General features: G+C 58.0%; 20 protein-coding genes. 12 read left to right on the forward strand and 8 right to left on the reverse strand.

The window, feature by feature from the left end; all coding sequences use genetic code 11:
• Positions 1-94: 94 nt before the first annotated feature.
• Complete coding sequence (sad, locus tag IYV58_RS14450; RefSeq protein ID WP_004119935.1) at positions 95-1,480, reverse strand: succinate-semialdehyde dehydrogenase; 1,386 nt, start codon at positions 1,478-1,480, stop codon at positions 95-97.
• 105 nt (positions 1,481-1,585) lie between these two features.
• Here sad and ptrR point away from each other — a divergent pair, with 105 nt between their 5' ends.
• Entirely contained in the window at positions 1,586-2,464 is an 879-nt protein-coding gene (gene ptrR / locus IYV58_RS14455) for a putrescine utilization regulator PtrR (RefSeq protein ID WP_195729101.1), read from the forward strand.
• Here the strand turns inward: ptrR and IYV58_RS14460 are convergent.
• Positions 2,418-2,900 carry a GNAT family N-acetyltransferase gene (locus IYV58_RS14460; protein WP_004119929.1) on the reverse strand — a complete coding sequence of 161 codons (483 nt, stop codon included), beginning with the start codon at positions 2,898-2,900 and terminating at the stop codon, positions 2,418-2,420. The genes ptrR and IYV58_RS14460 overlap by 47 nt on opposite strands.
• Positions 2,901-3,045: 145 nt before the next feature.
• Between IYV58_RS14460 and IYV58_RS14465 the strand changes: the two genes are divergently transcribed.
• A complete protein-coding gene (locus IYV58_RS14465) occupies positions 3,046-3,990 on the forward strand; it encodes an L-lactate dehydrogenase (RefSeq protein ID WP_004119917.1) in 945 nt (314 codons plus the stop codon).
• A gap of 13 nt (positions 3,991-4,003) precedes the next feature.
• Here IYV58_RS14465 and IYV58_RS14470 read toward each other — a convergent pair whose 3' ends face one another.
• From IYV58_RS14470 to dtnK, 3 genes are read right to left on the reverse strand one after another with little or no spacing between them, the layout of a single operon-like run.
• Positions 4,004-4,765 (reverse strand): DeoR/GlpR family DNA-binding transcription regulator, encoded by a 762-nt coding sequence (locus IYV58_RS14470; protein WP_004119899.1) that lies wholly within the window; start codon positions 4,763-4,765, stop codon positions 4,004-4,006.
• A gap of 1 nt (position 4,766) precedes the next feature.
• Positions 4,767-5,753 carry a D-threonate 4-phosphate dehydrogenase gene (locus IYV58_RS14475; RefSeq protein ID WP_049115657.1) on the reverse strand — a complete coding sequence of 329 codons (987 nt, stop codon included), beginning with the start codon at positions 5,751-5,753 and terminating at the stop codon, positions 4,767-4,769.
• The gene (dtnK, locus tag IYV58_RS14480) at positions 5,746-6,984 is read right to left on the reverse strand and encodes a D-threonate kinase (protein WP_195729102.1); all 1,239 of its coding nucleotides are present in this window, start codon (positions 6,982-6,984) and stop codon (positions 5,746-5,748) included. Before dtnK ends, IYV58_RS14475 begins: the two co-directional genes overlap by 8 nt.
• 176 nt (positions 6,985-7,160) lie before the next feature.
• Between dtnK and IYV58_RS14485 the strand changes: the two genes are divergently transcribed.
• The 6 genes from IYV58_RS14485 to IYV58_RS14510 all read left to right on the forward strand — a co-directional run bounded on the left by IYV58_RS14485 (position 7,161) and on the right by IYV58_RS14510 (position 13,050).
• Positions 7,161-8,306 carry an iron-containing alcohol dehydrogenase gene (locus IYV58_RS14485; RefSeq protein WP_004119882.1) on the forward strand — a complete coding sequence of 382 codons (1,146 nt, stop codon included), beginning with the start codon at positions 7,161-7,163 and terminating at the stop codon, positions 8,304-8,306.
• Between the two features lie 18 nt (positions 8,307-8,324).
• The gene (locus IYV58_RS14490; protein WP_142446574.1) at positions 8,325-9,209 is read left to right on the forward strand and encodes a dihydrodipicolinate synthase family protein; all 885 of its coding nucleotides are present in this window, start codon (positions 8,325-8,327) and stop codon (positions 9,207-9,209) included.
• 111 nt (positions 9,210-9,320) lie between these two features.
• Positions 9,321-10,082, forward strand: a complete 762-nt coding sequence (locus IYV58_RS14495; RefSeq protein WP_142445805.1) for a TerC family protein — start codon at positions 9,321-9,323, stop codon at positions 10,080-10,082.
• A 28-nt stretch (positions 10,083-10,110) separates the two neighbouring features.
• A complete protein-coding gene (locus IYV58_RS14500) occupies positions 10,111-11,283 on the forward strand; it encodes a sialidase family protein (protein WP_195321673.1) in 1,173 nt (390 codons plus the stop codon).
• Positions 11,280-11,750, forward strand: a complete 471-nt coding sequence (locus IYV58_RS14505; RefSeq protein ID WP_004119856.1) for a NanQ anomerase/TabA/YiaL family protein — start codon at positions 11,280-11,282, stop codon at positions 11,748-11,750. The genes IYV58_RS14500 and IYV58_RS14505 overlap by 4 nt, the downstream gene beginning before the upstream one ends.
• A gap of 19 nt (positions 11,751-11,769) precedes the next feature.
• Positions 11,770-13,050: an SLC13 family permease gene (locus IYV58_RS14510; RefSeq protein ID WP_004119848.1), complete on the forward strand. Its 1,281-nt coding sequence runs from the start codon at positions 11,770-11,772 to the stop codon at positions 13,048-13,050.
• Positions 13,051-13,192: 142 nt separating this feature from the next.
• Here IYV58_RS14510 and IYV58_RS14515 read toward each other — a convergent pair whose 3' ends face one another.
• Both IYV58_RS14515 and IYV58_RS14520 read right to left on the reverse strand, forming a co-directional pair.
• Positions 13,193-13,981 carry a PhzF family phenazine biosynthesis protein gene (locus tag IYV58_RS14515; RefSeq protein ID WP_123829320.1) on the reverse strand — a complete coding sequence of 263 codons (789 nt, stop codon included), beginning with the start codon at positions 13,979-13,981 and terminating at the stop codon, positions 13,193-13,195.
• A gap of 9 nt (positions 13,982-13,990) precedes the next feature.
• Complete coding sequence (locus IYV58_RS14520) at positions 13,991-14,782, reverse strand: PhzF family phenazine biosynthesis protein (RefSeq protein WP_087828167.1); 792 nt, start codon at positions 14,780-14,782, stop codon at positions 13,991-13,993.
• A 203-nt stretch (positions 14,783-14,985) separates the two neighbouring features.
• Between IYV58_RS14520 and IYV58_RS14525 the strand changes: the two genes are divergently transcribed.
• Positions 14,986-16,185: a sugar transporter gene (locus IYV58_RS14525; protein WP_004119840.1), complete on the forward strand. Its 1,200-nt coding sequence runs from the start codon at positions 14,986-14,988 to the stop codon at positions 16,183-16,185.
• A 73-nt stretch (positions 16,186-16,258) separates the two neighbouring features.
• Here IYV58_RS14525 and IYV58_RS14530 read toward each other — a convergent pair whose 3' ends face one another.
• On the reverse strand, positions 16,259-16,927 hold the full coding sequence (locus IYV58_RS14530) for a MarC family NAAT transporter (protein ID WP_004119839.1): 669 nt from the start codon (positions 16,925-16,927) through the stop codon (positions 16,259-16,261).
• Between the two features lie 260 nt (positions 16,928-17,187).
• Between IYV58_RS14530 and marR the strand changes: the two genes are divergently transcribed.
• The 3 genes from marR to marB are packed head-to-tail and all read left to right on the forward strand — an operon-like array spanning position 17,188 to position 18,269.
• Entirely contained in the window at positions 17,188-17,622 is a 435-nt protein-coding gene (marR, locus tag IYV58_RS14535; RefSeq protein ID WP_004102349.1) for a multiple antibiotic resistance transcriptional regulator MarR, read from the forward strand.
• A 17-nt stretch (positions 17,623-17,639) separates the two neighbouring features.
• A complete protein-coding gene (gene marA, locus IYV58_RS14540) occupies positions 17,640-18,020 on the forward strand; it encodes an MDR efflux pump AcrAB transcriptional activator MarA (RefSeq protein WP_004102351.1) in 381 nt (126 codons plus the stop codon).
• A 30-nt stretch (positions 18,021-18,050) separates the two neighbouring features.
• Positions 18,051-18,269, forward strand: coding sequence for a multiple antibiotic resistance protein MarB (gene marB / locus IYV58_RS14545; RefSeq protein WP_004119836.1), 219 nt, complete (start codon positions 18,051-18,053; stop codon positions 18,267-18,269).
• Positions 18,270-18,274: the final 5 nt, after the last annotated feature.

Genomic DNA, 18,274 nt, shown 5'->3' on the forward strand with positions numbered 1-18,274 from the left:
CGCAAGCGGCTTTTCCGGGCTACGCGATCGCAGATGGCTGCGTCCCGTAGCCCGGTCAGGTGCATTGCGCCGCCCCCGGAGGCAGTTTGTAGGGTTAGCGGCGATCTCTCCAGACGGTCTGGACGTTGCAGAATTCATGCAGGCCAAAATGGGAAAGCTCGCGGCCAAAACCGCTTTTCTTCACGCCGCCGAACGCCACGCGGGCATCGCTGGCGCAGTAGCCGTTGATAAACACCCCGCCGCACTCCAGCTCATCGGCAAAGCGCCGGGCCTGCGTTTCACTGGCGGTATAAACCGTTGCTGAAAGGCCAAATTCGCTATCGTTAGCCAGCGCCAGCGCATGATCGGCATCGCGGGCTTCGGTAATCGTCGCCACCGGCCCAAACAGTTCTTCACGAAAGCCGGTCATCTCAGCGGTGACGTTCCCCAGCACCGTCGGCGCATAGTAGTTACCCGCGCCTTCGATTTTTTCCGCGCCCAGCAGCAGGGTCGCCCCCTCTTTTAGGGTCGCCCGCACCTGCTCGTGCAGCTCATCGCGCAGGTCGAAACGCGCCATCGGTCCAATATAGTTCTGCTCGTCGCGCGGATCGCCCATTTTCAGCGCGGCGACGGCGGCGACAAATTTCTGCGTAAAGGCTGCAGCAATACCCGCTTCGACGATGAAACGCTTCGCGGCGGCGCAGACCTGCCCGGTATTCTGGTAGCGGCCAATCACCGCCGCCTTCACGGCCTCATCGAGGTCGGCGTCGTTAAGGACGATAAAGGGATCGGAGCCGCCCAGCTCCAGCACGCATTTTTTCAACGCCGCGCCGGCCTGGGCGCCAATAGCCTTCCCGGCGCGCACGCTGCCGGTGACGGTCACCGCGGCGATGCGCGGATCGTTAATCATTTGCGAAACGCCGTCGTTGGTGGCATTAACCCAGCCAAACACGCCTTCCGGCACGCCCGCTGCGGCAAAAATTTCGCCAATCATCGCCGCGCTGCCCAGCACGTTTGGCGCATGCTTAAGCAGATAGCTGTTGCCCGCCAGCAGAATCGGCACCGCGCCGCGCAGCACCTGCCACACCGGGAAGTTCCATGGCATGATCGCGAGGATCGCGCCCATCGGACGATACTCAATCACCGCTTTATTGTCTTCAACCAGCGTCGCTTCGGTATTCAGCATCGCCGGGCCGTGTTCGGCATACCAGTCACAGAGATTGGCGGATTTAGCGACTTCGCCGCGCGCCTGGGCAATCGGTTTACCCATCTCAAGGCTAATCATTTGCGCCAGCGCTTCGCCACGGTCGCGCATCACGCTGCCGACCTTACGCAGCGCCGCCGCGCGCGCCGCCACGCTGACGTTGCGCCATTGACGATAACCCCGTTCCGCAAGGGCAATGGCTGAATCGACTTGTTGTTCGCTGGCCCAGGGCAGAGACGACAGCGTTTCACCTGTGGTTGGGTTCACGGAAACCGCCTGAGTGGCAGATAAATTCATCGTTTTTCTCTCTGTGTTGATTGCGAAGTGACCTTATTCTGGCTTACCCTTCCCTTCATTAAAAATGAATAATATTAAGCAACCTTTTCACAAAAGAAGAACGCTATGGATCTGACCCAGCTTGAGATGTTTAACGCCGTCGCCAGCACTGGCAGCATTACCCAGGCCGCGCAGAAGGTGCATCGCGTGCCGTCAAACTTGACCACGCGCATTCGCCAGCTGGAGGCGGATCTCGGCGTCGAACTGTTTATTCGCGAAAACCAGCGCCTGCGTCTGTCGCCCGCCGGACATAGCTTTTTACGCTATAGCCAGCAGATCCTGGCGCTGGTTGATGAGGCGCGGATGGTGGTCGCCGGAGACGAGCCTCAGGGGCTGTTTTCGCTCGGCTCGCTGGAGAGTACCGCCGCCGTGCGTATTTCCCCGACCCTGGCGCACTTTAACCAGCGCTATCCAAAGATCCATCTGGCCCTCTCCACCGGCCCATCCGGCACCATGATCGACGGCGTACTCGAGGGCAACCTGAGCGCGGCGTTTGTCGACGGCCCGCTGGTGCATCCGGGGCTTGAAGGGTTACCGGTGTTCCCGGAAGAGATGATGATCGTCGCGCCATTTGGCCATCCGCCCATCGCTCGCGCCAGCGAAGTAAACGGCACCAGCGTCTACGCGTTTCGCGCCAACTGCTCCTACCGCCGTCATTTTGAGAGCTGGTTCCACGCCGATCGCGCCACCCCGGGGCGGATCCATGAGATGGAGTCCTATCACGGCATGCTGGCCTGCGTCATTGCCGGCGCCGGACTGGCGCTGATGCCGCGCAGCATGCTGGAGAGTATGCCGGGCCACCAGCAGGTTTCCGCCTGGCCGCTGGCCGAAGAGTGGCGCTGGCTAACGACATGGCTGGTCTGGCGGCGCGGGGCGAAAACTCGCCAGCTCGAGGCGTTTATAGCGCTGCTGAACGAAGATCGACAAGCAGCAGTTTCTCCATAAAGATGCTTAACGGATCCGGCTGATACGGCGTGAAGGCGCTGCGCGTCTGATACCCATTGCGCGTATATAGCGCAACGGCGGCGTGCTGATGAATGCCGGTTTCCAGGCGCACGGTATGGCATTCACGCTTTATCGCCTCTTTCTCCAGCGCGGCCAGCAGTTTTTCTCCCAGCTGCTGGCCGCGATGGGCCGGGTTAATGAACACCCGTTTCATCTCGCCAAACCCCTCTTCGCCGAGCACGATCGCCCCGCAGCCAACGGCCTGCTGCCGGGCATCGCGGATAATTAGTGCGATCACCGACTCCGCCGGGAGCGCGCTCAGGTCGATCAGATGGTTGCTTTCCGCCGGGTAGAGCGTCTGCTGGTAAGCATCCAGTTCGGCAATTAAAGCGGTGAGGTCCGGGTGGTTTAGCGGGGTCGCGGCGATAGTGTACATAAATAAGCTCCTTTTTTGAGCGTACTGTAACGCGCGGCGTCCGCAGCGCCGCCATAGCATTAACTTATAGCTTCCGGCCCCACTTGCTCTCACCCCTTGGGAGGCAGTAATTTTGCCGCATGACGTCTTTTATCAGGATAAAACGATGAATACCAAAGCACGCAAGGTGATGATTATCGGGGCCGGAAACGTCGGCGCCTCTGCGGCCTACGCCCTGTTAAACCAGTCGATTTGCGAGGAGCTGATCCTTGTCGATCTCAATAAACCACGCGCCGAAGCGCACGCTCAGGATCTGAGCGACGCGGCCGCCTATATGCCGGGAATGATGACGATTTCCACCCGGGAAGCCAGCGACTGCGCCGATGTCGATATTGCGGTGATCACCGTTTCCGGCGGCGCGCTCAAACCGGGCCAGACCCGGTTGGACGAATTGACCAACACGGCGAAAATCGTCAAAAGCCTCGTCCCGCAGATGATGAGCGGCGGTTTCAACGGCATCTTTTTGGTTGCCACCAATCCCTGCGACATCATCACCTGGCAGGTATGGCAGCTTTCCGGCCTGCCGCGCAGCCAGGTACTGGGGACTGGCGTCTGGTTAGATACCACCCGCTTACGCAGGGTGCTGGCCCAGGCGCTGGATATCGGCGCGCAAAGCATCGACGCCTTTATTCTCGGAGAGCATGGCGATGCCCAGTTTCCGGTGTGGTCGCACTCGGCGGTATACGGCTCCGCCATTGCCGATGTTTACCAGAAACATACCGGTAAAGCCCTCGACCGGGAGCTGATTGCCGACAAGGTGCGTAAGCTGGGGTTTGAGATTTACGCCGGCAAAGGCTGCACGGAGTACGGCGTCGCCGGGACCATCGCCGAAATCTGTCGCAATATTTTCACCGGCAGCCATCGCGCGCTGGCGGTATCGTGCATTCTTGATGGAGAGTACGGCGTAAGCGGCGCGGCGGCTGGCGTTCCCGCGGTGCTCACGCAAAGCGGCGTGCAGCAAATCATTGAGCTACAGCTGGCAGATGATGAAGCGGAGAAGTTCCACCACGCTATCGAGGTGATTAAAGCCAATATCGCCCGTCTGCCGTAAGCCGCTTCCCCGGCTAGCCGGCCACGATCAGCCGGGGATGAATATGCGTTAACGCTTCGCGCGTCGCTTCCGGCAGATGACTATCGGTAATGATATCGGTGAGTGAGTCGAGATGCGTGATATTAAACAGCGACCAGGCGCCGTATTTGGAGCTGTCCGCCAGCAGTATGCGCCGTCGGGCGTTGGCGATTAAGTCGCGCTTCAGCGCCGCTTTCTCTTCCGTTGGCGAGGTGACGCCCTTCTCCAGGTCCCAGCCGTTGCAGCTGACGAATGCCAGATCGGGCCAGATATTCTGCAGCAGGCGGCGCCCGTGATCGCCGATGCAGGACTGGCTGCTGTCATCGATGCGCCCGCCGATGATCGTCACTTCAATTTGCTTAAACTCTGACAGGAACAGGGCGATATGCAGGTCGCTGGTGATCACCCGCAGCGGCAGATGGGTAATTTGCCGGGCCAGTTCAATCATGGTGGTCCCGGCATCGAGGACAATGGCGTCCCCGGCCTTAACCAACGCCGCCGCCGCGCTGGCGATGGCGTATTTTTCCTGCAGGCTACGCTGGGATTTCTCCTGCGTGGTCGGTTGTGCTGGAATAAACCGGTTGAGGGTCACGCCGCCGTGCGTTCGGCTGATCACTCCTTCCTGATCGAGCTTGATCAGGTCTCGGCGAATGGTCGCGGGCGAGGCGTCGGTCACCGCCACCAGCTGGTCCACTGTCACCAGATTATGGCTCTTGAGATAATCCATAATCTGCTCTAACCGGTTATATCCCTTCATGTTATTCCTGTGCGATTTGCATGGCGAGCTCAATAGAGGTAGTCATGCTGTCAGACTTAGCTTTACCTGTCCAGGCAATATCAAACGCCGTGCCGTGGTCGGCGGAAGTGCGAATAAACGGCAGTCCGGCGGTAATATTCACCCCATCATAAAACCCAAGCAATTTTAGCGGAATATGTCCCTGATCGTGATACATCGCGACCACCATATCAAACAACCCTTCGTGGCACTGCATAAACACCGTATCCGGCGGGCACGGTCCGGTCACGTTGAGCCCTTTAGCTTTCATTGCGTCAACCGCCGGCCCGACGATGCGGATCTCTTCATCGCCAAACAGGCCGTTTTCCCCGGCGTGAGGATTAACCCCGGCGACGGCGATACGCGGCTGGCTATAACCCACCCGGCGCAAGAAGCTATCGGCAATACCAATCACCGTCTCCACCCGCGGCTGGTTCAGGTTATCGAGGAATTTACGCAGCGCCACATGGGTGGAGATATGGATAACCTTGAGCTTATCGGTATACAGCACCATCGCGAAATCTTTGGTCTGCGTCAGATGAGCCAGCATTTCGGTATGCCCTGGGAAATGGTGCCCGGCCAGATGCAGCGCCTCTTTATTTAACGGCGCGGTGGCGAGCGCGAACACTTCTCCGGCCATCGCCAGGTTGGTCGCCCGCTTGATGCAGCGGTACGCTAAATCACCTGCCTGTGCCTGTACCTCGCCCGGGCGCAGTCCCTGCGGATCGGTCAGCGGTTCGTCGATAACGTTGATGACGCCGGGACTAAACCGCGCCTGTCCCGGATTATCAATGATTCGCAGCTCGGCGCGGGGGGTGATCTCCATCGCCAGGATCCGCCGCAGCGTCCGCGCGCAGCCCACCACCACCACCGGCGCGCCGTTCAGTTTCCCCTCCGCCAGGGATTTAATAATAATTTCCGGGCCAATGCCTGCCGGATCTCCCATCGTTACCGCTATGATGTTAGTCACTCATTTTCTCCTCAATAAAGTTCACGACCTCCAGCAGGGTGGTTTCCGTTCCGAATCCGCCTGCCTTAGTCATTACCGGCCGCTGCCAGCTGCTACCCAGAAAATTGCCGTACGGCACGCACTGCGCCACCCGACCCGTAATATGAAATCCGCTGGCCCCCAGCGCCTGCGCGACGGCGATGGCCACGTCGCCGCCGGACAGATATAGCGCCCCCGGCTGGCGCTGGGCGATGGCCCGTTCGCTGACCTGCGCCAGATACGCGCAGATACGTTCGCCAAGCGCGGTGCGATCGACGCCGTGCTGACGGCACAGGGCATCAATGCCCTTTCGCGCCTCGCTATCGGGACGCGTGGTGACAACGCAATGATTATTTTCACTCAATACCGCGGCGATGCGTCGGGCGTCAGCGTCGACATCGCCGCCAAAGGCCATCGCGACATCAATTTCTACGCGAACAACGCGCGGATGCGCCTCAAGCCGGGCGACCTGCTGTTGCGCGATCTCGCTCATTGAACCGACAATCGCCAGCAGCGGTCCGCGCGGTACGGCAGCCAGCCGACGCGCCAGGGCGTCACACAATCCTGCCGACCCCGCCAGCAGCACTTTCCGATCGCAGGCCGCGACTGCCTCGATAATGACGTCCAGTTGCCGATCCTCTTCGGCGTCCACGATCAATACTCGCGGTACATCGCCCGTCTGCGCCAGCGCGGTCGCCAGGGTATCGACCGTCGCCCTAAGGCAGCGCAGCTCGCTTTGCTGCGCCACCACGGCGGCGATATCCGCGCTGCCGACCGGCGTTTTCGGGTCGGTGGCGAACTCGGTTTCATTGACTGGCAGGCCGCGCACATAGCACAGCCCCTCTCGCGTCACCCGGCCTGCCGCCGGGAAAGCCGGGGCCAGGACCGCCACGGAGCACGCCAGAGCGCGCATCGTCGCCTCCAGTTCGGCGCCGAGGTTGCCGCGCAGGGTGGAGTCGATTTTCTTCACCGTCCAGCGCGGCTGAAAACGCGGCAAGATAGCCTGCAAGAGATACGTAATACGCCGTGCCGCTTCTGCGGCGGGCTGCGCGCGGCTGTCGCTATTGAGGATCAGCGCCTGCGCCTCTCCCCGATAGCGATCGGAAAACGCCACTTCCGCCCGCATTCCCGTCTCCGCCAGGCTGACGCCGGCGTCATTAGCGCCGGTGAAGTCGTCCGCCAGAACCAACACCTTATTATCCCCGCTGCCCATCGCTTTCCCTTTTATCACTGTTCGACATTGATAATGATTATATTCAATCACAATTGATTAAATGTGAGCAAGCTCAAGTTATTAAATCGCCGTATAAATTATAACTTCACCCCACAATGTGAATGGCACGCAGAACGGATGATTAAATTTAATCATTCATAAAAGAGGAGAAAAAAGTGGCAACCATTAACAGCACTCTGATTAGCGGCGCGGGCGCCTTTACCGCTCTGCTGCCGCTGCTGGCGGGCAAACGGCGCATTTTGCTGGTCACTGACGGCAACGTGGGCAAACTCGATGCCGCGCAGCAGATCCGCGCGCTTCTGCAGGATGAGGGGCGTCAGGTGCAGATCGTGGATACGGTGCCCGCCGAGCCGAGCCAGCACGATATGGCGCAGATTCAGCGCCTCGTCAGCGCCAGCGAGCCGCAGCTTATCGTGGGGATCGGCGGCGGTAGCGTCCTAGATGTGACCAAGCTGCTCTCGGTCCTGCTGCATCCCCGCTCACCGGGGCTTGACGCGCTGCTGGCAGGCGAAAAACCGCAGCAAAAAGTAACCTCTCTGTTAATTCCCGCCACCGCCGGGACCGGCTCAGAGGCCACGCCGAACGCAATACTGGCTATCCCGGAGCAGAGTACCAAAGTGGGCATTATCTCCCCGGTTCTGCTGCCGGATTACGTTGCCCTGCTGCCGGAATTGACCACCAGCATGCCCGCACACATCGCCTCCTCTACCGGCATCGACGCGCTGTGCCACCTGATTGAGTGCTTTACCGCCACCGTTGCCAATCCGGTGAGCGATAACGCGGCGCTGATTGGCCTGCGCAAGCTGGTACGCAATATCGAGCTCTCGGTGACCGAGCCGCAGAACCTGAGCGCGAAGCTGGAGATGCTGTGGGCCTCTTATTATGGCGGCGTGGCGATCAACCATGCGGGTACCCATCTGGTTCATGCCCTCTCCTATCCGTTGGGCGGCAAATACCATCTGCCGCACGGCGTGGCGAACGCGATTTTGCTGGCGCCCTGTATGAAAGCGGTGCGCCCGCATGCGGTGGCGAAATTTGCCCAGGTCTGGGATCTGATCCCTGAGGCCGATCTGACGCTCAGCGAAGAAGAAAAATCTCATGCGTTGGTCGCCTGGCTGGCCGCGCTGGTGAAACGCCTACAGCTGCCAGACAACCTCGCCGCGCTGGGCGTGCCGCCGGAAAGCATCGGCGAGCTGAGCGAAGCGGCGCTAAACGTCAAACGTTTACTCAATAACGCGCCGTGCAGCGTTAACCAGCAGCAGGTCGAAGCGATCTACCGCACCCTATTTCCACAGCCATAACACTCGGGAAAGATGAATATGAGCAATGCAATTACCGGCGTACTGACCGCCATCGTGACGCCCTTTACCGCCGAGGGCGCGGTAAATATTCCGGCGCTGAAGCAGCAGGTTCAGCGTCAGCTCACCGCCGGCAACGGTATTTTCTGCGGCGGGACCAACGGCGAGTTTTTTGTGCTCAATGAAGCGGAAAAAGTCGCTGTCGCTAAAGCCTGCGTGGAAGAGGTCGCCGGTCGCGCGCCAGTGGTGGCGCATATTGGCGAAGTGTCGACTCGGGAAACCATCCGTTTGGGTCAGCAGATCGAAAAACTGGGCGTCGATGCGGTCTCGGTCATCACCCCGTGGTTTGTCCCGCTGACGCAGGATGAGCTTATCAGCCACTATACGGCCATCGCTGACGCTCTGAGCGTACCGATATTCCTGTACAACATCCCGGCGCGTACCGGCAATACCATCGAACCTCAGACCGCGCGCGTTCTGGCGCGGCACGCCAACATCATCGGCGTCAAAGACAGCGCCGGAAGTTACGAAAGCCTGACGGGATTTCTCGATGCGGCGCGAGGCATTGCCAATTTCGACGTGCTGAATGGCCCCGATTCGCTGATTCATCAGGGATTTATTGACGGTTGTTCCGCCTGTATTTCCGGGCTGGCCAACGTCGCGCCGAAAGAGATCAACGCCATCTGGGCGCGCTTTAACGCCGGCGATATTGATGGCTCCCGCCATGCTCAGGAGAGCGTGACCGGGCTGCGTACCGATCTGTATAAAGTGGCGTTCTCGCCGGCGGCAGTAAAAAAAGCGCTGCAGCTGATGGGTTTTGCCGTCGGCGACAGCCGCTATGCGGTCAGCTTTACGCCAGCCCAGTGCGAACAAATCAAAGACATTATCGCCAGGTATATTTCCTGAACACACCAGGAATACCGGGTTCGATCGTCGGTGCCGGTTACAGGAATAAACAGCACCGACAATCTTGACGATTATTTATAACACGTCTTACGCTGTGTAAGGGATGTTGCCATGTTTATCTGGATGCTGGACCCTGAAATAGGGTTGACGCTAATCACGCTGACCTTCCTGGAGATTATTCTCGGGGTCGATAATATTATATTTCTTTCACTGGTGGTGGCGAAACTCCCGCCCCATCAGCAAAATCTTGCCCGCAAGTTAGGGCTCAGTGGCGCAATGATCATGCGCGTGTTATTGCTGGTGTCGATTGCCTGGCTGGCGCACATTACGCTGCCGCTATTTACCATTGCCCATCTTGTCGTTTCTGTGCGCACGATTATTTTATTTGTTGGCGGTTGTTTTCTTATTTACAAATCACTGCAGGAAATACGCGGCGAGCTTCAGCCGGAAGTAGAGTCGCACAGCGACGGCCTGCGCCAGCTCTCGCTGGCCGGGGCCATCATCCAGATTATGCTGCTGGATATCGTCTTCAGCCTTGATTCTGTTATTACCGCAGTCGGTCTATCGCAGCATATTTTTATTATGATTACAGCGGTCATTATCGCCGTCGGCGTAATGATGTTGGCGGCGAAAACCATCGGCGATTTTGTGAATAATACACCAACCATGAAAATGCTCGCATTAACCTTCCTGCTGCTGGTAGGGATATTACTGGTGGCCGACAGTCTGGAAATACACATTGCGAAAGGCTACCTCTATTTTGCTATTTTCTTTTCGCTGGCGGTAGAAACGCTAAATATTATTCGCAGCAGAAAAATCATTAAAGCTTCACAGCAGCAAGACGCTTACGTCTCATTACCGATCAATAAATAAAACCCTACTAAAATAACGGAGAGTGAATATGTCTGTAACCGCAGTTCGTGACGGTATTATTTCTCAGCACCCGCAGGATGAGCGCGTGGAAACCGCCATGCTCCCCTCATCCTGCCCGCAAAATCACGCGGCTAACCTGCTGCCGCTGCCGGACGGCTCGCTGATGTGCGTGTGGTTTGGCGGCACTCAGGAAGGCGTCGCCGATATCTCCGTCTGGGGGTCGCGCCTGCTCCCCGGCCGTCGCCAATGGTGCGATGCGGTCAAATTGTCCGACGACCCCAGCCGCTCAGAGCAAAATCCGCTGCTTTTTCTCGACCCGGATAACGTGCTGTGGCTGCTGTGGACCGCGCAGATCTCCGGCAATCAGGATACCGCCATCGTGCGCTACCGCCAGTCAACGGATCTGGGTCAGACCTGGGGCGACATTACCACCCTGCTCGACAAGCCCGGCACCTTTATTCGCCAACCGATGACCGTTCTGGACAACGGCAACTGGCTTCTACCGGTCTTCTACTGCCGCACGCGGCCGGGCGAAAAGTGGGTCGGCAACGACGATATCAGCGCCGTCAAAATCTCCGCCGATAAGGGCAAAACCTGGCGTGACGTCGAAGTCCCGCACAGTCTCGGCTGCGTGCATATGAATATCACCCCGCTGCCGGGCGGCGTGCTGGTGGCCCTCTTTCGCAGCCGCTGGGCAGACAATATCTACTACAGCCAGTCGGTGGACAACGGGGAAAGCTGGTCAGCGCCGGAGCCGACGGTGCTGCCCAATAATAACTCGTCCATTCAGGTCACTACCCTTGCCAGCGGCGAACTGGCGCTGGTGTTTAACCCCATGAGCGCCGCCGGCGCGCTGGAACGTCGCGCGTCGCTTTACGATGAAATCGACGACGGCGACAGCAGCCGTAAAGAGCCAGAAGCTAACGGCGGTCGCTCGGCGTTCTGGGGCGCGCCGCGCGCGCCGATGACTGTCGCCCTCTCTGCCGATGGCGGTAAAACCTGGCCATGGCGGCGCAATCTCGATGAAGGCGACGGCTACTGCATGACTAACAATTCGCTGGATAAGCGCAATCGCGAGTTCTCCTACCCGAGCATTAAACAAGGGGCGGACGGCACGCTGCACATTGCCTACACCTGGTTCCGCCAGGCGATTAAATACGTGCATATCACGCCCGAATGGGTGAAGGAGTCCGCGCGATGATCGTCGGCAACCTTAACGCTCTGCCGCTGGCAGGGCTTCCCCCGGCGCTGCGGCAAATTCTCGCCCATCCGCAGGCCACGCTAGCGGCGCTGAGCGCCAGGAAAGACGGGCGCTGGCAGCCGGAAAACTGTCGCTGGTATTGCGATATCGGCGAAGCGTCCACCCAGCCCGCCGCGCGGCGTCACACCGAATATCACCATCAATGGGCCGATATTCAGGTGATGCTGGCAGGCTGCGAGGTGATTAACGCCGGAACGCTCCGCGTCGCGCAGGATAGCGATGAAGAGCGCAAACCGGATCTGTTTATCGCCCGCGATTGCCCTCTACCGGTATCCATCACCCTGCATGCCGGTGATTTTGCGCTATTTCTGCCCGGCGAACCCCACCAGGCGCTGTGCGCGGTAGACGCGCCGGTAACGGTACGCAAAGCCGTATTTAAAGTGCCGGGCGACATGCTGGAAGGGTAAATAATAAGGAGCAATAACGATGACAATGGAAATGATTCTGGCGCTGGGCATTCTGGTGCTGATGATCGTGCTTATCATGTCGGACAAAATGGCCTTTGGCGCACCGCCGCTGCTGGCCTGTCTGCTATTGGTTGTGACCGGGCTCGCCAACGTCCAGCAGGCTTTTGCCGGGTTTGTAAACTCCAGCGTCATCATGATCGCCGGGTTTATGGTGGTCATGGCGGCGCTGCAGAAAACGCGGCTGATAGGCAACGTCAAGTCCGCGATGGTGAATCTGGTGAACAGAGGCAGCTACAAAAGCTATGCTCTACTGCTATTGATTGTGATGCTCGGCGCCAGCCTGGCGGGTACTGGCTCAACCGGCTACTACGTGCTGATCCTGTCGCTGGTCTCGACGATCCCCTACAGCAAGAAGCTGCCGACCTCGAAGCTGATGATGCCGCTGGGATTCGCCACCAACCATCCGCTGTTTCCGGTTAACGTCGCGCTGCTGTTCGGCGTCACCGCGACGGTGCTGCAAACCGCCGGATTTAACGAAGAAATTTCGATGGTGAAATTCGCGCTGGTGAATCTGGTGATGTCGCTGGCGTTCCTGGCATGGTGCCTGCTTGCCTGGCGCTTTTTACCCGATCACCCAATAGCCGATGCTTCTGAAGAGGCCATGGCGGTGCGCGAAGAGGAAGCCGTCACCCTGCCCGCGTGGAAAGAGTACTGCACCGTCGGGGCATTCGCCGTCAGCGTGGTCGGCATGATGCTGATGAATCAGTTAGGCAATATCGCCTACGTGGTGCCGGGCCTTGCCGCCGCGTTCGTCATGATGATTAACGTCGTCGACTTCAAGGAGGTGCGCGATCATATGGGCGCGCCGGTTATCCTGATGATGGCCGGGGTTATCGGCGTCGCCGACGCGCTGGCGGGCACCGGGTTTACGGCAATGGTGGGCGATGCGGTTGCGGGCGTGCTCGGCTCCAGCGTCTCTCCGTTCGTCTTTATTTTTATCTTTGCGCTGCTGACCAGTACCTGCGCCACCTTTACCGGTTCGAACATGGGGTCGGTCTATATCTTCGCGCCGATTGCTATAGCCGCCTGCACCAGCCTCGGCCTTAACCCAACCGCGGCCGCTATTGCCGTGGTCATTTCAGGCTGGAACGGCGGCTATATGCCGATTGACGGCATGCCGGCAATGATTCTGGGAATGGGTAAATATAAATTGCCGGAATTCTGGCTATTTTCGGTACCCATGTACTTAATTCGAATTCTGGCATTATGCGTCGGCGCGATCGTTATATTTCCGATGTAATGAACGGATAAGCCCCATCGTCGTTTTACCCGCTTGTGGCGTTGGATTTTCGTCGCGTACGCAGGATACTTCCGCCTGGTCACCCACTCAGGCTCAGGATCGGCTGACCTGTCGCCGATCCTGTCTTATTATTACGGCCTGGCTAGCGCAGCGTGATGACGCCGTTTAAATAGGTCACCGCCTGGCCGCTCATCAAGACTCTCTCGCCCTTCAGCTGACAGCGAATATCGCCGCCGCGCGCGGAAACCTGACGCGCCAGCAGATGGGTTTTGCCCAGCTTCGCACTCCAGTATGGGATCAGCATGGTATGCGCCGAACCGGTTACCGGATCTTCCCACACCGCTTCGCCGGGTGAGAAAAAGCGGCTAACGAAGTCATATTCGCCGCTGCCTGCCGCCGTCACGGTCACTTTATGTTCACCGGGCGTCATCGCCGCAATGTTGGGCCGCAGGGCTTCGACCCGGTCACGAGAGGCAAGTTCGATGAGCCATGCGCGCCCCTTGCGGGCGTGGAGATAGCTGTCAATCCCCAGCGCGGAGAGCATCGCCGCGGGCGGCTCGCGCTCTTCGGTTTGCCCCGCCGGGAAATCCAGGGTCAGCCAATCGCCTTCGCGGCTCACGGTCAGCCGACCGGAAGCGGTCGCGAAGTGAATCACCGCATCAGGATAATCCAGGTGATGAAATATCACGTGCGCGCTGGCAAGCGTGGCGTGGCCGCAAAGATTAACCTCGTTGCGGGTGGTAAACCAGCGCAGCGCAAAACCATCGCTCTCAGGCACCACAAACGCGGTTTCCGACTGGTTGTGCTGTTGGGCCATTTTGAGCAGCAGCTCATCCGGCAGCCACTCCTTGAGCAGACATACTGCCGCCGGATTACCGGCAAAAGGCTGCTCGCTGAACGCCGCCACCAGATAGACAGGAACGTCAATCACCGGGCCTCCTTAGCGTAAAGTTATGGTGCCGATGAGGTAGGTCGTCGCCTGACCGCCGATCAGAACCCGATCGCCCCGCCACTGGCAGCGCAGGTCGCCGCCGCGGGCCGACACCTGCCGCGCCTGCATCTCCGTTTTGCCGAGCTTCTCGCCCCAGTAGGGAATCAGCATGCTGTGCGCGGACCCGGTGACCGGGTCTTCCGCCACCGACTCGCCCGGGCAGAAGAAACGGCTGACAAAGTCATACTCTTCATCCGCGGCGCTAATACAGATCATTTTGCCAAGGCGCTGGAGCATATGCATGTCCGGACGCACGGCCTCGACCTGCTGGCGGTCGGCTAAAATCACCAGATAATCGCGCGCCACGCGAACTTCCACCGCGTCGCTCACCCCGAGCCCCGTCAAAAGTTCAGCTGGCGGCTGTTCAACGACCGTCGTCGCCCAGGCCGGGAAATCCAGCGTCAGCCAGTCGCCGCTGCGGGTGACGCGAAGCTCGCCGACGAAGCGGGTGCTAAACACGATTGTCGACGAGGGGTGGTCGAAATATTCAAAAATGACGTGCGAGGCCGCCAGGGTCGCGTGGCCGCAGAGGTTGATTTCGTACAGCGTCGTAAACCAACGCAGCTCATACCCCTCATCCGTACGCACAAAAAACGCGGTCTCCGATTGATTATGCTGCTGGGCCATTTTCAGCAGCGTTTCGTCCGGCAGCCATTCGGTGAGCGGGCAAACCGCCGCCGCGTTACCGCCAAAGTTACGATCGCTGAAGGCATCAACCAGATAAAAGCTAATTTCCTGCATTGTTCTGTCCCTCTTTTTTTTACTTATCGATAACATGACATAAACGGGAGAAATCCACACGTTTAATAGAAAAATTAATCCGTTAGTCGCAGAAACCTCGCCTCAACAAAAATGAGATGCAGATCACAAAATGATTGTATTTTCAGCAGCAATCGTTTTAAGATCGTCCCACTTCTTTCCTCTTTGTAACCAGCCCTGAACTTATGATGACAAATACGGTTTCACGCAAGGTCGCGTGGCTTCGCGTAGTCACGCTTGCGATTGCGGCATTTATCTTTAATACCACCGAATTTGCACCCGTGGGCCTGCTGTCGGACATCGCCGACAGCTTTGGCATGGAAACGGCGCAGGTGGGGATCATGCTGACGATCTACGCCTGGGTTGTCGCCCTGATGTCGCTGCCTTTTATGCTGCTGACCAGCAAGATGGAACGCCGTCGCCTGCTGGTTGGCCTGTTTATCCTGTTTATCGCCAGCCACGTGCTGTCGTTCCTGGCCTGGAACTTCAACGTGCTGGTGATCAGCCGTATCGGCATCGCCTTCGCCCACGCGGTGTTCTGGTCGATCACCTCCGCGCTGGCTATTCGTATGGCCCCGCCGGGTAAACGGGCACAGGCGCTTAGCCTGATTGCCACCGGTACCGCACTGGCGATGGTCTTCGGCATCCCAATCGGCCGTATTGTCGGGCAGTATTTTGGCTGGCGCACCACTTTCCTGGTCATCGGCCTGGGGGCGCTGGTCACCATGGTTTGCCTGATCAAGCTGCTACCTAAGCTGCCGAGCGAGCACTCAGGGTCGCTGAAAAGCCTGCCGGTGCTGTTCCGCCGCCCTGCGCTATTGAGCATCTATTTGCTGACGGTCATCGTGGTGACCGCGCACTATACCGCCTACAGCTATATTGAACCGTTCGTCCAGACGGTGGCCGGGCTGAGCGGCAACTTCGCCACTCTGCTGCTGCTGACCCTGGGCGGTGCGGGGATCGTCGGCAGCATCCTGTTTGGTAAACTCGGCAACCTGCATGCTTCCGGGTTGATTAACGCCGCGATTGGCCTGCTGCTGGCGTGTTTGCTGCTGCTGCTGCCCGCCTCGCACAACGCCAATCACCTGATGCTGCTGAGCGTCTTCTGGGGCGTGGCGATCATGATTATCGGTCTCGGTATGCAGGTGAAAGTGCTGGCGCTGGCGCCGGACGCCACCGACGTGGCGATGTCGTTGTTCTCGGGGATATTTAATATCGGCATCGGCGCGGGCGCGCTGGTCGGCAGCCAGGTCAGCAGCCATCTGTCGATGGCGTCTATTGGCTACGTCGGCGCGATCCCAGCCGTTATCGCGTTAATCTGGGCGGTGATGATTTTCCGTCGCTGGCCGGTATCGCTGGAAGATCACCAGCCGCATCACTCCTGATAGTTCGGCGTAAAAAAAGCCTGCCGGTTGCAAAATCGGCAGGCTTTTTTATTTTTCCGTCGACGCAAAGTCGTCAGGCGTGATAAGTCGAAATAATCTCCAGCACGCCGTTAATAATAAACTGCACGCCCATGCAGACCAGCAGGAAGCCCATCAGGCGCGAAATCGCCTCAATGCCGCCCTTCCCGACCAGACGCATAATCGCGCCAGAACTGCGCAGGCAGCCCCAGAGGATAATCCCGACCAGGGCAAAAATAATCGGCGGCGCCACCAACACAACCCAGTCCGGGAAGCTCGCCCCGTGCTTTACCGTCGACGCTGAGCTGATAATCATCGCGATTGTCCCCGGCCCGGCGGTGCTTGGCATCGCCAGCGGAACGAAGGCGATATTGGCGGTCGGTTCATCCTCGAGCTCTTCCGATTTCAGCTTGGCTTCCATCGAATCGTGGGCTTTTTGCTGTGGAAACAGCATGCGGAAGCCGATAAAGGCGACAATCAGGCCGCCGGCAATACGCAGACCGGGAATCGATATTCCGAAGGTGTTCATCACCACCTGTCCGGCATACCAGGCGACCATCAGGATGGCGAACACATAAACCGAGGCCATCAGCGACTGACGGTTACGCTCGGCGTTGTTCATATTCCCGGCCAGGCCCAGGAACAGCGCTACGGTAGTCAGCGGGTTCGCCAGCGGTAGAATCACCACCAGCCCCAGGCCTATCGCTTTAAAAAGATCCATCATAGAGAATTAAGGTCCTGTAAATATTGGATTAGCAAAAAATGAGGCGTACTGAGTATATCGTCTGGGGTCAGATTGTACCCGTTCTCCGCAGAACGCATTCACCACTCCATCAAATCATAAGACAACAACGCGAAATAGAGTGACCTGCATCACATCAATTCGTTTTAGCAAATCGTGGCATCGGGCAATTCATCAGGTTGACTTATATTTGCCTAGGCAATAATATCTCCCGCAACTAAGTCATTGCCTGGGCAACCATTGTGAAAAGTACAAGCGACCTGTTTAACGAAATGATCCCCCTTGGTCGCTTGATCCAAATGGTTAACCAGAAAAAAGATCGCCTGCTCAACGACTATCTCTCGCCGATGGATATTACTTCCACCCAGTTCCGGGTGCTCTGTTCCATTCGTTGCGAAGTGTGTATTACCCCCGTTGAGCTGAAAACCGTGCTTTCGGTCGACCCAGGCGCAATGACGCGCATGCTCGACCGCCTGGTCTGTAAAGGCTGGATTGAACGGTTACCCAACCCGACTGACAAGCGCGGCGTGCTGGTACAGTTAACGCCAGACGGCGCAGCCCTTTGTGAGCAATGTCATCAGGTTGTGGGTCAGAAATTGCACCAGGAACTAACAAAAAATCTGTCGACGGATGAAGTGGCCACTCTTGAGTGTTTACTCAAAAAAGTTCTGTCGTAATAAGAAGAGGTAAGATGATGTCCAGACGCAATAACGACGCCATCACTATCCATAGTATTTTGTCGTGGATCGAGGATAACCTGGAATCGCCCCTGTCGCTGGAGAAGGTTTCAGAGCGCTCAGGTTACTCCAAGTGGCACCTGCAAAGAATGTTTAAGAAAGAGACCGGTCACTCGCTGGGACAGTATATCCGCAGCCGTAAGCTGACCGAGATCGCGCAGAAGCTGAAGCAGAGCAACGAGCCTATCTTATACCTGGCCGAGCGCTACGGTTTTGAATCGCAGCAAACGCTGACGCGAACTTTTAAAAACTATTTCGATGTTCCGCCGCACCAGTACCGTATTACCAATGTACCGGGCGAGTCGCGCTATCTGCTCCCACTGAACAACTGTTGTTAACCGCCTGCATAAAGACGTATTGAGGAAATAATGAAACTATTCGCTTCCGCCGCCATCGTGCTACTGGCGCTGGCCTCAGGCCAAAGTTACGCGGAGCAAACCAGCACTCCTGTTCGTCACAACAACCGGGATGCGATGATTATTCCTTCCGAACATAACGATTCGCCTTTTGATTTCAATCACATGGCTTCGGGCAGTGATAAATCAGATGAACTGGGCGTGCCCTATTACAACCAGCAAGGCCTGTAAATCCC

The sequence above is a fragment of the Klebsiella sp. BDA134-6 genome (genome assembly GCF_015601345.1).
Taxonomy (GTDB): Bacteria; Pseudomonadota; Gammaproteobacteria; order Enterobacterales; family Enterobacteriaceae; genus Klebsiella; species Klebsiella grimontii.

Excerpts from the sequence above, each read along its gene's own strand:
- IYV58_RS14465 (WP_004119917.1), top strand. The coding sequence starts at position 3,046 with ATGAATACCAAAGCACGCAAGGTGATGATTATCGGGGCCGGAAACGTC.
- IYV58_RS14500 (WP_195321673.1), top strand. The coding sequence starts at position 10,111 with ATGTCTGTAACCGCAGTTCGTGACGGTATTATTTCTCAGCACCCGCAG.
- marA (WP_004102351.1), top strand. The coding sequence starts at position 17,640 with ATGTCCAGACGCAATAACGACGCCATCACTATCCATAGTATTTTGTCG.
- IYV58_RS14505 (WP_004119856.1), top strand. The coding sequence starts at position 11,280 with ATGATCGTCGGCAACCTTAACGCTCTGCCGCTGGCAGGGCTTCCCCCG.
- IYV58_RS14490 (WP_142446574.1), top strand. The coding sequence starts at position 8,325 with ATGAGCAATGCAATTACCGGCGTACTGACCGCCATCGTGACGCCCTTT.
- IYV58_RS14525 (WP_004119840.1), top strand. The coding sequence starts at position 14,986 with ATGATGACAAATACGGTTTCACGCAAGGTCGCGTGGCTTCGCGTAGTC.
- IYV58_RS14520 (WP_087828167.1), bottom strand. The coding sequence starts at position 14,782 with ATGCAGGAAATTAGCTTTTATCTGGTTGATGCCTTCAGCGATCGTAAC.
- IYV58_RS14510 (WP_004119848.1), top strand. The coding sequence starts at position 11,770 with ATGACAATGGAAATGATTCTGGCGCTGGGCATTCTGGTGCTGATGATC.
- marB (WP_004119836.1), top strand. The coding sequence starts at position 18,051 with ATGAAACTATTCGCTTCCGCCGCCATCGTGCTACTGGCGCTGGCCTCA.
- IYV58_RS14530 (WP_004119839.1), bottom strand. The coding sequence starts at position 16,927 with ATGATGGATCTTTTTAAAGCGATAGGCCTGGGGCTGGTGGTGATTCTA.
- IYV58_RS14495 (WP_142445805.1), top strand. The coding sequence starts at position 9,321 with ATGTTTATCTGGATGCTGGACCCTGAAATAGGGTTGACGCTAATCACG.
- ptrR (WP_195729101.1), top strand. The coding sequence starts at position 1,586 with ATGGATCTGACCCAGCTTGAGATGTTTAACGCCGTCGCCAGCACTGGC.
- dtnK (WP_195729102.1), bottom strand. The coding sequence starts at position 6,984 with ATGGGCAGCGGGGATAATAAGGTGTTGGTTCTGGCGGACGACTTCACC.
- sad (WP_004119935.1), bottom strand. The coding sequence starts at position 1,480 with ATGAATTTATCTGCCACTCAGGCGGTTTCCGTGAACCCAACCACAGGT.
- IYV58_RS14460 (WP_004119929.1), bottom strand. The coding sequence starts at position 2,900 with ATGTACACTATCGCCGCGACCCCGCTAAACCACCCGGACCTCACCGCT.
- IYV58_RS14470 (WP_004119899.1), bottom strand. The coding sequence starts at position 4,765 with ATGAAGGGATATAACCGGTTAGAGCAGATTATGGATTATCTCAAGAGC.